The organism is Phreatobacter sp. (genome assembly GCF_022843985.1).
Classification (GTDB): domain Bacteria; phylum Pseudomonadota; class Alphaproteobacteria; order Rhizobiales; family Phreatobacteraceae; genus Phreatobacter.
Window position 1 is genome coordinate 1 of sequence record NZ_JALHMP010000021.1, and the last position, 14,580, is coordinate 14,580.

A 14,580-nucleotide genomic window follows, 5' to 3' on the forward strand; every position below is an offset into this window, starting at 1 on the left:
CCCCCGCCCGCCAGCCGGTCCGCGCCGGCCGTCAGGCGCCGCCGCCGCCGATGGTCGCCCCCAATGCCGAAGGCGCCGGCGGCACCGTCGTCTTCGCCCGCCAGACGACCGAGCGCGCCGCCGTCGTCGCCACCATGCATGCGCCCGATCCGCGGGCCCCGCGGCTGATCCAGCAGCCTGTCCAGGTCGTCGCCATGACCTTCTCGGCCTCAGCGCCGGCAACCGTCCCGACCCAGCGCTTCACCGGCCAGGCTGTCTCGACGCTGCGGACCATCGAGTTTGCTGCCGTCACGCCGCAGCGCGGCGCCTTCCTCTCCCGCTGACCCCCCGCCCGCTGACCCCCTCCCGCTGACCCCCTCCCGCTGACCCCCTCCCGCTGACCCCCTCCCGCTGACCCCACCGCTCGCCGTCGGCCGCCGCGCGCCTGATCTGCGCGCCGGACCATGGTGGGCCCGGCCTATCCGTTGCATCGTCCCGCCACCGGTCGCTGCGGCCGGTTCCGATCGGAGCGCCGGGACGGCTGGCCGCCGCGGACGAGACGGGACGCCATGGACCCCATCCGCTTCATTCCGCCGGCTCTGGCGATCCTCTGGGGCCTGAACTGGCCTGCCGTGAAAATCGGTCTGTCGGAAGTGCCGCCCTTCGCGCTGCGCATGGGCGGCATGGGCGCCGGCGGGCTCATCCTGCTCGCGGTGGCGCTGGCGGGCGGTCGCTCGCTGCGGATCGCGCGGCGTGACTGGGGGCCGCTGGTGGTGGGCGGCTTCCTCAGCATCACGGTGTTCAATCTGGCGGTGGTCTTCGCCCAGCTGAACACGACGACGTCGCGGGCCGCGATCCTCACCTTCACCACGCCGCTTTGGGCGATCGTGCTTGCCTATTGCGTGTTGGGCGAGAGGCTGGACCGGGCACGCATCGCGGCGCTGGTGATCGGGCTCGCCGGCATCGGCGTGCTGGCGTCACCGATCTTCACCGGCGCAATCAATCCTCTCGGCGTGCTGTTTCCGGTGGTGGCGGCGGTCAGCTGGGCGGCCGGCTCGGTCTATCTGAAATGCCAGCCGCTTGGCGGCGATCGCATGGTGGCGATCGGCTATCAACTGCTGCTGGCGGCGGGAATCGCCGCCATCGGCTTCGCCGCGAGCGGCGAGGTCCTGCCGACGCGGCTGTCTCCGGGGACGGCCCTCGCCATCGCCTATCATGTCATCGGCGCAACCGCGCTGGCCTATCTGCTGTGGTTCACGCTGCTCGACCGGCTGACGGTGGGAGCGGCCGCGATGACCACCTTCGCCATTCCCGTCGTCGGCGTCGCCAGCGCCATGGTGCTGGTGGGCGACCGGCCGGGCCTGCTCGACTATGTCGGCTTCGCCGCGGTGATCACCGCGGCAGGGCTTGCGACGTTCGGAACGAATCGAGCCTGAGAGCGGGGGCCGTCAGCCCATGCCGAGCGCCTGCTTGTAGAGTTCGAGGATCGCCTCTTCCTCCATGCGTTCGTCGCGGTCCTGCTTGCGCAGCGAGATGATCTTGCGCAGCACCTTGGTGTCGAAGCCATTGGCCTTGGCCTCGCCATAGACGTCCTTGATGTCGTCCGACAGTGCCTTCTTCTCTTCCTCGAGGCGCTCGATGCGCTCGATGATGGACTTGAGCTGATCGGCTGCGACGCTTTGGGTATCGACCATGTGCGGCTCCAGGGGCGAGGGCGAAGGGAGCCGCACTGGTTCGCGAATTCGCACCGCGGGGTCAAGCGGCGCGGCGCTTGTCCACAGGCCCGCCGGCCCCTATGCATCGACGGGCGAACCCAGGCCGTGACACCCGCGTTTTGACATCCTCCCTCACCCCCGACACGCCCGCGCCCCGGGCCTCCAAGGCGGGCGCCTTCATCGCCCTGCTTGCTGGCGCACTCGCGCTCGGCATCTCGCCCGTCTTCGTCCGGCTGGCCGATGTCGGGCCCTTCGCCTCGGCCTTCTGGCGGGCGCTGCTGGCGCTGCCCATCCTCTTTCTGTGGATGAAGATCGCCGACCGTGGCCGGCTCGGGGGCCCCGGTTACACCGTGCCCGTCGTCCTGGCCGGCCTGTTCTTCGCCGGTGACCTGTTCTTCTGGCACCTGTCGATCCTCAACACGACGATCGCCAATTCCACCTTCCTCGCCACCACCGCGCCGGTCTGGGTCATTCTCGTCGCCTGGCTCTGGTTCAAGGAGCGCATTTCCGTCTCGACGCTGTCTGGCCTTGCCCTGTGCATCGCCGGCGGTGCGGCCCTGGTCGGCGACAGCCTGCAGATCGATCGCTCGCGGCTGATCGGCGATGCCTATGGGGCGACGACCGGCATCTTCTTCGGGCTCTATTTCCACGCCATCCGGGCCGGGCGTCTTACCCATGGCGCGGCACGGCTGACCCTGCAATCGACCGCGGTGACGGCGCTCGTCCTCTTCGCCGTGGCGCTGATGCTGGAGCCGCGCATCCTGCCGCAGAGCCTCCAGGGCTGGCTGGCGGTGCTGGCGCTCGGCATGCTGACCCATGCGGCAGGGCAGGGGCTGCTGTCGGTGGCGCTCGGCACGCTGCCCACGGTCTTTTCCTCCCTGGTGATCTTCCTGGAGGCGGTCATCGCCGCGCTGTTCGCCTGGGTCGTGCTGGGGGAGGCCATCAGCCTCGTCCAGGTCGCGGGCGGTGCGGCCATCATGCTCGGCATCTGGGTGGCACGGCCGCGCTGAGGGCGGCCGCGCGGTGGATATAGCCCCACCCGCCCGGCCTTTCGTTGACAGGCCCCATGCGATCAAGGAAAAGCCAAAGAGCTGGATGACAAGGCGCCGATGACTCGTCTCTCCCCCTGCGCATTCGCGATGCTCGCCGGCCTGCTGGCGGGCACGACGTGGCTGTCGGGCACCAGCCCCGCCGCCGCCGATCTTCGCCTCTGCAACACGACGCAGAGCCGCGTGGGCGTCGCCATCGGCTACAAGGACGGCGAGGGCTGGACCACCGAAGGCTGGTGGAACGTCCCGGCACGCTCCTGCGAGACCATCCTCCGGGGGCCGCTGGTCGCCCGCTACTACTATCTCTATGCCGTCGACTACGATCAAGGCGGGGAATGGTCAGGCCGGGCCTTCATGTGCTCGCGCGACAAGGAGTTCACCATCCGCGGCATCGAACAGTGCCTGGCCCGCGGCTATGACCGCCTCGGCTTCTTCGAGGTCGATACGCAAGACCAGCGGCAATGGACAGTGCAACTGACCGACGAGGGCCAGCGTCCGGCGCCGGCGGCCCCGCCCATGGCGGCGCCGGTCCCGCCGCCGGGTCCGGTGCGCCGGCCCGATCCGACGCCGGCCGCGTCGGGAACGCGCAGCACGCCGCTGCCCAATGCTCCCGCCGGATCGGGCGGCGCCGGGGCAGGCGTCCAGAGCGGCGTCCCGGCCTTCACCGCGCCGCGGTGATGCGGCGAAATTAGCCGCCACGTCTGCGTTGCAAGACCACGATCCATGCGCTACCCCACATGGATAGAATGGGCTGGCTTTCAGGAGTTGAACCATGGCCTCCGAACCGCGAGTCGACGGCACCGCACCGATGGACTACCCCGAACACGAGCGCACCTATGCCTTCTTCGTCGGGTTGACGAAATGGGGGACGATTTCCCTGGTTATCCTCATGATCCTGATGGCAATCTTTCTGCTCTGACGGGTGACGCAAACCCGTTATCGAGGGGCAACGGGGGCCGCGACGACTGACATGACGCCCCTCGGAGCGGCCCGGCACAAGGGCGGACCGGAGGAGCATTCTATGCGGATCGCGATCCCCAGGGAGACGGAGGCCGGCGAGCCGCGCGTCGCCGGCACGCCCGACACGGTGAAGCGCCTCATGGCGCTGGGGGCAGAGCTGGTCGTTGAACCGGGCGCGGGCCTCGATTCCGGTATCATCGACGCGGATTACGCAGCGGTCGGCGCGACGCTCTCCGCCGATGCGGTAAAGGGCGCCGACGTGGTACTCAAGGTGCGCCGTCCGAGCGCCGCCGAACTCACGTCCTACAAGGCCGGTGCCGTGGTGCTCGCCACCATGGATCCCTATGGTAACGAGGCCGCCCTCGCCGCTATGGCGCAGGCCGGAATCGCCGCCTTCGCCATGGAACTGATGCCGCGCATCACCCGCGCCCAGGTGATGGACGTGCTGTCCAGCCAGGCGAACCTCGCCGGCTACCGCGCCGTGATCGATGGCGCCGGAGAGTTTGGCCGCGCCCTGCCGATGATGATGACCGCCGCCGGCACCGTCCCGGCCGCGAAGATCTTTGTGATGGGTGCCGGCGTTGCCGGGCTCCAGGCCATTGCCACGGCCCGCCGCCTCGGCGCGGTGGTGACGGCCACCGACGTGCGGCCTGCCGCCAAGGAGCAGGTGGAGAGCCTCGGCGCCAAGTTCGTCGCCGTCATGGACGACGAGTTCAAGCAGGCCGAGACGGCGGCAGGCTATGCCAAGCCGATGTCGGCCGAGTACCAGGCCAAGCAGGCGGCCCTCGTTGCCGAGCACATTGCCAAGCAGGACATCGTCATCACCACGGCGCTGATCCCTGGCCGGGCCGCGCCGCGGCTCGTCACTGCCGCCATGGTGGCCTCGATGAAGGCCGGGTCTGTGCTGGTCGACCTCGCCGTCGAGCGGGGCGGCAATGTCGAGGGTGCCAAGGTCGGCGAGACGGTGGTCACTGCCAATGGCGCGAGGATCGTCGGCCATGCCAATGTGCCCGGACGCCTCGCGGCGACCTCCTCGGCGCTCTATGCGAAGAACCTCTTCTCCTTCCTTGAGATCATGATCGACAAGGCGTCGAAATCGCTGGTCGTGCCGTGGGAGGACGAGCTGGTGAAGGCGACGCTGCTGACGCGCGATGGCGCCGTGGTCCATCCGAATTTCCAGTCGGTGGTGCCAGCGCCGCCGGCCGCCGCCGCAGCACCGGCGGCCGAGGATACGGCGCCGGCCAAGGCTAAGCCTGCGCCGAAGAAGTCCACCAAGGCCTGATCCGAGGGGAAACGAATGACGACGCTGACGCCTGACCAGGCCCTCGAACGGGCCCGCGCCGCCGCCGAGGCCGCGCGCATCGCCGCCGAACAGGCGCGCCTCGCGGCCGAACAGGCCACCGCCGTGGCCGACCAGATCGCCACGGTGGCCGGCGCCGCGGTGCACAGCGCGACGGGCGGGGCCATCGACCCGACGGTCTTCCGGCTCACCATCTTCGCCCTTGCGGTTTTTGTCGGCTATTACGTGGTCTGGTCGGTGACGCCGGCCCTGCATACGCCGCTGATGTCGGTGACCAATGCCATCTCCTCCGTCATCGTCGTCGGTGCGCTGCTCGCCGTCGGCGTCCAGGTGATGGATTCCGGCACGGTCTGGGCGCGGATCTTCGGCTTCATCGGGCTCGTGCTCGCAGCGATCAACATCTTCGGCGGCTTCCTCGTCACACAGCGCATGCTTGCGATGTACAAGGCGAAGGACAAGCCGGCGACGAGCAAGGGCTGAACCCATGTCGGCAAATCTCGCAGCCCTTCTCTATCTCCTCGCCGGCGTCCTGTTCATTCTGAGCCTCAGGGGCCTGTCCAGCCCGGCCTCCTCGCGGCAGGGCAACCTCTTTGGCATGGTCGGCATGACCATCGCCGTGCTGACGACGCTCGCCTATGCGCGGCCGTCCGGGATCGGCGCCTGGATCCTCGTCCTCGCCGGCCTCGGCATCGGCGGCGGCATCGGTGCGGTCATCGCCCGCCGCGTGCCCATGACGTCGATGCCACAGCTCGTGGCCGCCTTCCATTCGGGCGTTGGTCTCGCCGCTGTCTTCGTCGCCGCCGCCGCGCTCTATGCGCCGACGGCTTTCGACATCGGCGCCCGCGGCGCGATCAAGGGCCTGTCGCTGTTCGAGATGGGCCTCGGCGCCGCCATCGGCGCGATCACCTTCACCGGCTCGGTCATCGCCTTCCTGAAGCTCGACGGGCGGATGAGCGGCAAGCCGATCATGCTGCCGCAGCGCCATCTCATCAACATTGCCCTGGCCGCGGCCATCATCGTGCTGATGATCGTCTTCATGCGGACGGAGAGCACGCTCGCCTTCTGGCTGATCGTGATCCTCGCCTTCGTCGTCGGCGTGACGCTGATCATCCCGATCGGCGGCGCCGACATGCCGGTCGTCGTGTCGATGCTCAATTCCTATTCGGGCTGGGCGGCGGCGGGCATCGGCTTCACGCTGGGCAACACGGCGCTGATCATCACCGGCGCCCTGGTGGGCTCGTCGGGCGCGATCCTGTCCTACATCATGTGCAAGGCGATGAACCGGTCCTTCATCTCCGTCATTCTCGGTGGCTTCGGCGGCGATGATGCGGCGGCGGGCGGATCAGCCGAAGCGCGCCCCTTCAAGGCGGGTTCGGCGGAGGACGCCGCCTATATTATGAAAAACGCCCAGAAGGTCATCATCGTGCCGGGCTACGGCATGGCGGTGGCACAGGCCCAGCACGCCCTGCGCGAGATGGCCGACCTCCTGAAGAAGGAGGGCGTCGAGGTGAAATATGCCATCCACCCGGTGGCCGGCCGCATGCCCGGGCACATGAACGTGCTCCTCGCCGAGGCCAACGTGCCCTATGACGAGGTCTTCGAGCTCGAGGATATCAACTCCGAATTCGCCCAGGCCGACGTCGCCTTCGTCATCGGCGCCAATGACGTGACCAACCCGGCGGCGAAGACCGACAAGACCTCGCCGATCTATGGCATGCCCATCCTCGACGTGGAGAAGGCTGGCAACATCCTGTTCGTCAAGCGTGGCATGGGCGGCGTCGGCTATGCCGGCATCGACAACGACGTTTTCTACCGCGACAACACGATGATGTTGCTCGCCGACGCCAAGAAGATGGTGGAGAACATCGTCAAGGCGCTGGGGCATTGACCGGGCGCCTCTCCGGTTGAGGGGGGCGCGCATCGTGATCTAGGATTGAAGCGGGGTCTTTCTGGCCCCGCTTCTATTTTGGAGACGCCATGCTGTTCATGGTCATCGAGCGCTTCGCCGGCTGCGGCCCGGTGCCGCTCTATCGGCGTCTGCGGGACACGGGCCGCTCGCTGCCCGCGGGGCTCACCGATGTCGGCAGCTGGATCGAGCCGAATTTCGACCGCTGTTTCCAGCTGATCGACTGCGACGACGCGCGCCTGCTGCAGGAATGGGTGCTGTCGTGGCGCGGCTCAGGCGGGAGCTTCGAGATGGTCCCTGTCGTGCTGAGCGACCAGATCCGGGCGGTCGCTGCGCCCCATCTCGACGGTCCGGCGCCATGAGCATCGTCATCCGTCCCTATGCGGCCGGCGACCGGGCCGTCGTCATCGGCCTCGTCCACCAGCTCAATCTCTATGAGGACGGCATTTCCGCCGACCGTGCCCGCGACCTGAAGGCGGCGGAGGCCTGCCTCGATTTCGACCTGGCACGCGTCGCCCGCGACGGTGGTGCCGTCGTGGTGGCGGTCGATGGCCGCGAGGTCATCGGCGTGATGTGTTTCGTGCTGGAACGGCCACCGCCCTATCTCAGGGCGGAGTTCGCGCAGGTCGGCTGGGTGTCGGAACTGGTCGTCGACGAGCGCCACCGGGGGCAGGGTATCGGCACCGCGCTGCTGGAAGAGGCTGAACGCCTCGCCCGCCGCCACGGCGTCCGGCGCCTGATGATCGGTGCCATCGTCGGCAATCACATCGCCCGCAAGGCCTATGAGCGCTTCGGCTTCCGCCCGGCGGCGATCGAAATGGCGAAGGACCTGGGGTGATGCGCCTCAGTTGAACAGGCGGTAGCTCTGGCCGGCGCGGCCACCGAGGCGGGCGAAGCCCTCGCGGCCACCGGGATGGTTCTCCTCGACGCTGATGGCCTTGGCATAGGAGCCGAGCGCGCGCTCGTTGTCGCCGGTGCGCTCCAGCGCCTGTCCGCGCGCCACCCAGAGATCGGGATTGCGCTGGTCGAACTGCACCGCCTCGTTGAAGTCGTCGAGGGCGAGCTTGTACTCGTTCATGGCGAGATAGCTGAGGCCGCGGCCGTAATAGGGCTCGGCATTGTTCGGGGCGAGGCCGAGGGCGGTGGTGAAATCCTCGACCGCCTGGCGGTGATTGCCCTGGGCGGCCCAGACGAGGGCGCGGTTGTGATAGGCCTGCGCGTTGGAGCCGTTGATCTGGATGGCGCGGTTATAGTCAGCCAGAGCCTCGGCCAGGCGGTTCTGCGTCCGATAGACATTGCCGCGGCCGATATAGGCGGCGGCATAATTGGCGTCGGCAGCGATGGCCTTGTTGTAATCGGCGAGCGCGAGGTCGGCGCGGCCGCTCTGGCGATGCACCAGGGCGCGATTCGACAGGGCCTGCACGTAGTTCGGATCGATCTGGATGGCGCGGGAGAAGTCGGCCAGCGCCTCGGCGCGGCGTCCGGTGCGCGCCAGCACCGTGCCGCGCATGTTGAAGGCCTGGGGATCGTTGGGATTGCGCTGCACCACATCGGTCAGCGAGGCCAGGTTGGCGGTCGAGCCGATGTAGCTGGATTCGACGTCGTCACCGCCGGTGGTGGAGCCCACCGATGTCACGCCACCCGTCGAACTGCACCCGGCGAGGGCGAGGCCCGCGGCGAGGAGGAGCAGCCGCGGTGTCAGGCGGACCGTCGCGTGGGCCGAACATGTCATGTCCCATCGTCCTATCATCGGCCTGAGTGGCATGGCGGTCCGCACGATGCGGCGCTGGAATCGAACCGGCCCGCGATGATCTTTCGTCGCGGGCCTGTCAAAAATGCGGCGAGGTCGCCTGTCGGTCTTGTCAGCGGGCGCCGGGGGCGGCGCGAACCTTCACCGGCTTGGCCGGGATCAGTCCTTCGCGCTGGGCCTTCTTGCGGGCGAGCTTGCGGGCCCGGCGCACCGCCTCGGCCTTCTCGCGCGCCTTTTTCTCCGACGGCTTCTCGAAGTGGCCGCGCAGCTTCATTTCGCGGAAGATGCCTTCACGCTGCATCTTCTTCTTGAGCGCCTTGAGCGCCTGATCGACATTGTTGTCGCGAACAAGAACCTGCACGCCGATGATCCTTCAAGCCATCTGGATTCTAGGTCAAGCAGAGCCCTCACGGACTGTCCGTGCGGAAGCTTCATGCCCAAAGAAGCTAGGCGCGTAACAGAAACCGTCCGCTCTGTCCATGGTCTTTCGGGATTTCTGCCGATTTCTGAAGTCCTCGTTTGCGTCGCGGGAGCGGCGCGGCTATATCGGGGGCGATTTCCCGATCCATTGATCGATACGAGGCGGTCGCCTCGCCTGGGCCCTCGGGGCCTGGGCACGGGAGCCCTCACGCTCCTGCTGCGGCTGCCGTCCTCGTCCCGATCATCTTCACGAGGCACGCCATGACCCAGCTTCTCATGCCCAAGGCGACCGCCGTCTGGCTCGTCGACAATACCGGCCTGTCTTTCGAGCAGATCGCCGCCTTCTGCACCCTGCATCCGCTCGAAGTGAAGGCCATCGCCGACGGCGAGGCGGCCCAGGGCATCAAGGGGGCCGACCCGATCATCACCGGGCAACTGACCCGCGATGAGATCTCCAAGGCGGAGAAGGATCCGGCCTATCGTCTCAAGCTCGCCCCGCCGAAGGTCAAGCTGCCCGAGGTCAAGTCGAAGAAGGGCCCGCGCTATACGCCGGTCTCGCGCCGGCAGGACCGACCGAACGCCATCCTCTGGCTGGTGCGCAACCATCCGGAAGTGAAGGACGCGGCCATCATGCGCCTCGTCGGCACCACCAAGCCGACCATCGCGGCGATCCGAGACCGGACGCACTGGAACTCGCAGACGCTGTCGCCGATGGATCCGGTGACGCTCGGCCTGTGCTCGCAGATCGACCTCGACCTCGAGGTCAATCGCGCTGCCAAGGAGCGCGGGCCCGTCGATACCACGCCGGAGCAGACCCTGCTGCCTGCAGACCAGACGACCGCGGCGCCGGCCAAGTATGATCCTTTCGAGCGCGACGATGGGCCGAAGCGCGAAGAGCGCTACGACGCTGAAAAGGTCTTCGCCAATCTGAAGTCGATCCGCGACGACGACCAGGGCTGACGCGTCCCTTTTCCGAACGCGCCCGACGTTGTAACCGGGGGCGTCCCTATGTGGTGGGGCGCGCCCGATTCGCATTCCGGAGACCGATCATGGCCGATGCAGCACGCAGCCCGATCTCGCTCGAAGGGCTCGATCTGGCCGCCCTCGTGGCAAGCCGTGTCTGCCATGACGTGATCTCGCCGGTCGGCGCCATTGTCAACGGTCTCGAACTGATGGAAGACGGTGCCGACCAGGCGACGACCGAACTGGCCCTCGACCTGATCCGCAAGAGTGCCAAGACGGCCTCGGCCCGCCTGCAGTTCTGCCGCATCGCCTTCGGCGCTGCGGGCTCGGCCGGGTCGGCCATCGATACGCGCGACGCCCATCAGGTGGCGACGAATTTCCTCAATGACGACCGCACGACGGTCGACTGGCATATTCCGCCGGCCTTTCTGCCGAAGAACCGGGTGAAGCTTCTGCTCAATCTCCTCATGCTCGCGGCCGGCGCCATTCCGCGCGGTGGCGTCATCAAGGTGGAGATGACCGGCGAAGGCGATACGGCGGGTTTCGCGATCCTGGTGACGGGGCTTAACGCACGCATTCCGCCGCACGCCAATGAACTGCTCGCCGGCATTCCCGCCAACGAGCAGGGCACCATCGATGCCCATGCGATTCAGCCCTATTACGCCGGTCTGTTGGCCCGTGCCGCAGGGATGTCCGTCCGGGTCGAGAAGATCGAGGACAGGGTCGAGATCAGCGCCTCCTGAAATAGGCATGGCTTCCTGTGGAATGATTAACCCCTTGTGAGGTAAGCGGTTCTTTCCCCTCCGATCGGTGCAGCACGGTCAAATCGCTTCAGCAAAGCTTAACCCTTTTCCCCCACACTTGGAAACATGAGGTAAGCCGCAACGTCGGCGAAGCCGTAGTTTCTACAGTCCAGGTTGGGCGACGATGGATGATCTGCTGCGCGAATTCCTGACGGAAACCAACGAAAGCCTCGATGTCGTTGACGTCGAGCTCGTGCGGTTCGAGCAAGACCCCAATAATGCGGCGATCCTTGGGAACATCTTCCGCCTCGTCCACACCATCAAGGGGACCTGCGGGTTCCTCGGCCTGCCGCGGCTCGAAGCTCTGGCCCACGCCGCCGAGACGCTGATGGGCAAGTATCGTGACGGCTCCCCGGTGACGGGGCAGGGCGTCACCATGATCCTCTTTACGATCGATCGCCTCAAGGAAATCCTCGGCGATCTCGAAGGCGCCGGTGCCGAACCCGAGGGCGACGACGGCGATCTGATCTCGCAGCTGGAGGCGATGTCGATCGCCGCTGATGCGGCGCCTGCCGCGGCTCCCGTCGCCGAGAAAGCTCCAGCTCCGGCGCCGACCGCCGCACCCGAGCAGGCCCTCGAGCGTGCGCTGCGTCCCGGCGAAGTGTCGCTTGACGAGCTGGAGCGTGCCTTCCGCGAGACCGAGGCCGAGGTGGCCGTGGCGCCGCTCCCCGAAGTCGCAGCTCCTCCGGTCGCGCCGGAGGCCGCCAAGGTGGAGGCCAAGAAGCCCGCTGCCCGCCCTGCCAAGGCCGCCAGTGCCGGTGGCGACGACGAGATCGAGGGCGTGAAGGGCCAGCAGACGCTGCGCGTCAATGTCGACACGCTCGAGCAGCTGATGACCATGGTCTCGGAGCTTGTGCTAACCCGGAATCAGCTCCTGGAAATCGTCCGCCGCCACGAGGATTCGGAATTCAAGGTGCCGCTGCAGCGGCTCTCCAACGTCACGGCCGAGCTGCAGGACGGCGTTATGAAGACCCGCATGCAGCCGATCGGCAATGCCTGGCAGAAGTTGCCGCGCATCGTCCGCGACCTCGGCAACGAACTCGGCAAGCAGATCGACCTGGAGATGCACGGCGCCGAGACCGAACTCGACCGCCAGGTGCTCGACCTGATCAAGGACCCGCTCACCCACATGGTGCGCAACTCCGCCGATCACGGCCTCGAGGCCACCGAGCAGCGTCGCCTCGCCGGCAAGCCGGAGAAGGGCACGATCAAGCTGTCCGCCTATCACGAGGGCGGCCATATCGTCATCGCGATCTCCGACGATGGACGCGGCCTCAACACGGACCGCATCAAGAAGAAGATCCTCGAGCAGAACCTCGCCACCGAGGCCGAGCTCGAAAAAATGACGGAAGCGCAGATCCACAAGTACATCTTCGCGCCGGGCTTCTCGACCGCCGCGGCCGTCACCTCGGTCTCCGGCCGCGGCGTCGGCATGGACGTGGTGCGCACCAATATCGACCAGATCGGTGGCACAATCGACCTGAAGTCAGTCCCGGGCGAAGGGACGACCGTCACCATCAAGATCCCGCTGACCCTTGCCATCGTCTCGGCCCTGATCGTCGAGAGCGCCGGTGATCGCTTCGCTGTCCCGCAACTCTCGGTGATCGAGCTGGTCCGCGCCCAGCAGAACTCCGAGCATCGGATCGAGCGCATCAAGGACACTCCCGTCCTGCGCCTGCGGAACAAGCTCCTGCCGCTGGTCCACCTGCGCCAGCTCCTCGGCATCGCCGGCGGCGAGACCCTGGACGAGACGGCCGGCTTCATCGTTGTGACCCAGGTCGGCAGCCAGACCTTCGGCATCGTCGTCGACCAGGTATTCCACACCGAGGAAATCGTGGTGAAGCCGATGTCCTCGAAGCTGCGGCACATCACGATGTTCTCGGGAACGACCATCCTCGGCGACGGATCGGTCATCATGATCATCGACCCGAACGGCATCGCCTCCGCGATCGGCACCGACGTATCGACCGAGGTCAACGAGACCGAGGCCGACTCCCGCCGCGGCAACGAGCGCCAGCTTATCTCGATGCTGGTGTTCCGCGCCGGCTCGCGCGAGCAGAAGGCGGTTCCGCTGTCCCTCGTCACCCGCCTTGAAGAGGTCGCCGTCGACAAGATCGAGCAGGCCCACGGGCGCCATCTGGTCCAGTATCGCGGGGCGCTCATGCCGCTCGTCTCGGTGTCGGGCTATATGGAGCTCAAGAGCGAGGGCAGCCAGCCGCTGCTGGTCTTCTCCGACTCGGGCCGCTCCATGGGCCTCGTCGTCGACGAGATCGTCGACATCGTCGAGGACGCGCTCAACATCGAGGTGTCGGCCGATGTTCCCGGCCTGCTCGGCTCGGCCGTCATCAAGGGCCAGGCCACCGAGATCCTCGACATCGGACACTACCTGCCGCTGGCCTTCGAGGACTGGTTCAAGCGCAAGGAGATGCGCATCGAGGCGCTGACCCGCAAGCTGCTCTTCGTCGACGACTCGCCGTTCTTCCGCAACATGCTCACCCCCGTGCTGAAGGCGGCCGGCTACGATGTCGTCACCGCGGCGGCGGGCTCGGAAGCCCTCGACATCCTCAAGGGTGGCGACAAGTTCGACGTCGTCGTCTCGGACATCGAGATGCCGGAGATGAACGGCTTCGAGTTCGCCGAGGCCATGCGCGCCGACAAGCGCTTCGCCACCACCCCGGTGATCGCCCTGTCCTCGCTGACCAACCCGGCCGCCATCGAGCGGGCGCGGGTGGCCGGCTTCCACGACTATGTCGCGAAATTCGACCGTCAGGGCCTCATCGCGGCACTGAAGGAAACCTCCAACGAAATCGCCCAGGCGGCGTAAGTCATCTTGCGTGAGGATCTGTCCATGCAGACCACCAGCGACGACGTCACGGAATACGTGACCGTGCTGATCGGCGGCCAGTTGTTCGGCCTGCCCATCTCCCGCGTGCAGGACGTGTTCATGCCCGACCGGCTGACACGCGTGCCGCTCTCCCACCCGGATATTGCCGGCGTGCTCAACCTGCGCGGCCGCATCGTCACAGCCATCGACATGCGGATCCGCCTCGGGATCGCGCGCGAGAAGGACGCCAAGCCCGCCATGGCGGTCGGCATCGAATCGCGCGGCGAGAGCTACGGCCTGCTGATCGACTCGGTTGGCGAGGTGCTGAAGCTCTCTCCCGACAGCCGCGAGCAGAACCCGATCAATCTCGATTCACGCTGGGCGCGCGTTTCGGCAGGCGTTCATCGCCTGGAGGGCCAGCTGATGGTCATCCTCGACGTCGATTCCGTCCTCGCCATGGGCGGCGAACAACTGGCTGCATGATCGTATCGAAAGCGTGGGACCGAAGCCGATGAAAACCTGTCTGGTGGTCGACGACAGCTCGGTGATCCGCAAGGTCGCCCGGCGTATCCTTGAAGGGCTCGGCTTTGCCATCGAGGAGGCCGAAGACGGGCAGAAGGCGCTGGAATTCTGCTACGGCACCATGCCGGAAGCGATCCTCCTCGACTGGAACATGCCGGTCATGGACGGTTACGAGTTCCTGAGGGAGCTGCGCAAGCTTCCCGGCGGACAGGCACCGAAGGTGGTGTTCTGCACCACCGAGAACGATGTCGCCCATATCGCCCGCGCCATGCATGCGGGAGCGAACGAATACATCATGAAGCCCTTCGACAAGGACATTGTCGAAGCGAAGTTTGCCGAAGTCGGCCTGATCTGATCCATCGCGGCGCAAGCCGTCCTGTCCCGCGTAA

At 66.9% G+C, this 14,580-nt stretch carries 16 protein-coding genes and 2 pseudogenes; 15 read left to right on the top strand and 3 right to left on the bottom strand.

The window, feature by feature from the left end; genetic code table 11:
* Positions 1–323: hypothetical protein (locus tag Q0C57_RS14575; RefSeq protein ID WP_296577165.1), on the top strand; the 323-nt coding region annotated here is incomplete at its 5' end.
* Positions 324–548: 225 nt separating this feature from the next.
* On the top strand, positions 549–1,415 hold the full coding sequence (locus Q0C57_RS14580) for a DMT family transporter (protein ID WP_296577166.1): 867 nt from the start codon (positions 549–551) through the stop codon (positions 1,413–1,415).
* A 12-nt stretch (positions 1,416–1,427) separates the two neighbouring features.
* Here Q0C57_RS14580 and Q0C57_RS14585 read toward each other — a convergent pair whose 3' ends face one another.
* Positions 1,428–1,673, bottom strand: coding sequence for a DUF2312 domain-containing protein (locus Q0C57_RS14585; RefSeq protein WP_296577167.1), 246 nt, complete (start codon positions 1,671–1,673; stop codon positions 1,428–1,430).
* Positions 1,674–1,813: 140 nt separating this feature from the next.
* On the opposite strand from Q0C57_RS14585, the gene Q0C57_RS14590 reads away from it, so the two are divergent.
* From Q0C57_RS14590 to Q0C57_RS14625, 8 genes and pseudogenes are all read left to right on the top strand, one after another.
* Complete coding sequence (locus Q0C57_RS14590; protein WP_296577168.1) at positions 1,814–2,704, top strand: DMT family transporter; 891 nt, start codon at positions 1,814–1,816, stop codon at positions 2,702–2,704.
* Positions 2,705–2,833: 129 nt separating this feature from the next.
* A complete protein-coding gene (locus Q0C57_RS14595) occupies positions 2,834–3,421 on the top strand; it encodes a DUF1036 domain-containing protein (RefSeq protein WP_296577237.1) in 588 nt (195 codons plus the stop codon).
* A gap of 94 nt (positions 3,422–3,515) precedes the next feature.
* Positions 3,516–3,647 (top strand): annotated as a pseudogene (locus tag Q0C57_RS14600) (aa3-type cytochrome c oxidase subunit IV); the annotation flags it as partial.
* A 117-nt stretch (positions 3,648–3,764) separates the two neighbouring features.
* Positions 3,765–4,985 carry a Re/Si-specific NAD(P)(+) transhydrogenase subunit alpha gene (locus Q0C57_RS14605; protein ID WP_296577169.1) on the top strand — a complete coding sequence of 407 codons (1,221 nt, stop codon included), beginning with the start codon at positions 3,765–3,767 and terminating at the stop codon, positions 4,983–4,985.
* A gap of 15 nt (positions 4,986–5,000) precedes the next feature.
* A complete protein-coding gene (locus Q0C57_RS14610) occupies positions 5,001–5,483 on the top strand; it encodes a proton-translocating transhydrogenase family protein (RefSeq protein WP_296577170.1) in 483 nt (160 codons plus the stop codon).
* A 4-nt stretch (positions 5,484–5,487) separates the two neighbouring features.
* The gene (locus Q0C57_RS14615; protein WP_296577171.1) at positions 5,488–6,891 is read left to right on the top strand and encodes an NAD(P)(+) transhydrogenase (Re/Si-specific) subunit beta; all 1,404 of its coding nucleotides are present in this window, start codon (positions 5,488–5,490) and stop codon (positions 6,889–6,891) included.
* Between the two features lie 89 nt (positions 6,892–6,980).
* Complete coding sequence (locus Q0C57_RS14620; RefSeq protein ID WP_296577172.1) at positions 6,981–7,271, top strand: DUF3303 family protein; 291 nt, start codon at positions 6,981–6,983, stop codon at positions 7,269–7,271.
* On the top strand, positions 7,268–7,747 hold the full coding sequence (locus Q0C57_RS14625) for a GNAT family N-acetyltransferase (protein WP_296577173.1): 480 nt from the start codon (positions 7,268–7,270) through the stop codon (positions 7,745–7,747). The genes Q0C57_RS14620 and Q0C57_RS14625 overlap by 4 nt, the downstream gene beginning before the upstream one ends.
* Before the next feature lie 6 nt (positions 7,748–7,753).
* Here Q0C57_RS14625 and Q0C57_RS14630 read toward each other — a convergent pair whose 3' ends face one another.
* Positions 7,754–8,641: a tetratricopeptide repeat protein gene (locus Q0C57_RS14630; RefSeq protein ID WP_296577174.1), complete on the bottom strand. Its 888-nt coding sequence runs from the start codon at positions 8,639–8,641 to the stop codon at positions 7,754–7,756.
* Positions 8,642–8,804: 163 nt separating this feature from the next.
* Positions 8,805–9,020 (bottom strand): annotated as a pseudogene (gene rpsU / locus Q0C57_RS14635) (30S ribosomal protein S21); the annotation flags it as partial.
* 320 nt (positions 9,021–9,340) lie between these two features.
* Here rpsU and Q0C57_RS14640 point away from each other — a divergent pair.
* The 5 genes from Q0C57_RS14640 to Q0C57_RS14660 all read left to right on the top strand — a co-directional run bounded on the left by Q0C57_RS14640 (position 9,341) and on the right by Q0C57_RS14660 (position 14,546).
* Entirely contained in the window at positions 9,341–10,039 is a 699-nt protein-coding gene (locus tag Q0C57_RS14640; protein ID WP_296577175.1) for a cell cycle transcriptional regulator TrcR, read from the top strand.
* Positions 10,040–10,128: 89 nt separating this feature from the next.
* A complete protein-coding gene (gene chpT, locus Q0C57_RS14645) occupies positions 10,129–10,785 on the top strand; it encodes a histidine phosphotransferase ChpT (protein WP_296577176.1) in 657 nt (218 codons plus the stop codon).
* A 184-nt stretch (positions 10,786–10,969) separates the two neighbouring features.
* A complete protein-coding gene (locus tag Q0C57_RS14650; RefSeq protein ID WP_296577177.1) occupies positions 10,970–13,669 on the top strand; it encodes a chemotaxis protein CheW in 2,700 nt (899 codons plus the stop codon).
* Between the two features lie 24 nt (positions 13,670–13,693).
* Entirely contained in the window at positions 13,694–14,152 is a 459-nt protein-coding gene (locus Q0C57_RS14655; protein ID WP_296577178.1) for a chemotaxis protein CheW, read from the top strand.
* A 28-nt stretch (positions 14,153–14,180) separates the two neighbouring features.
* On the top strand, positions 14,181–14,546 hold the full coding sequence (locus Q0C57_RS14660) for a PleD family two-component system response regulator (RefSeq protein WP_106749052.1): 366 nt from the start codon (positions 14,181–14,183) through the stop codon (positions 14,544–14,546).
* Positions 14,547–14,580 lie beyond the last annotated feature (34 nt).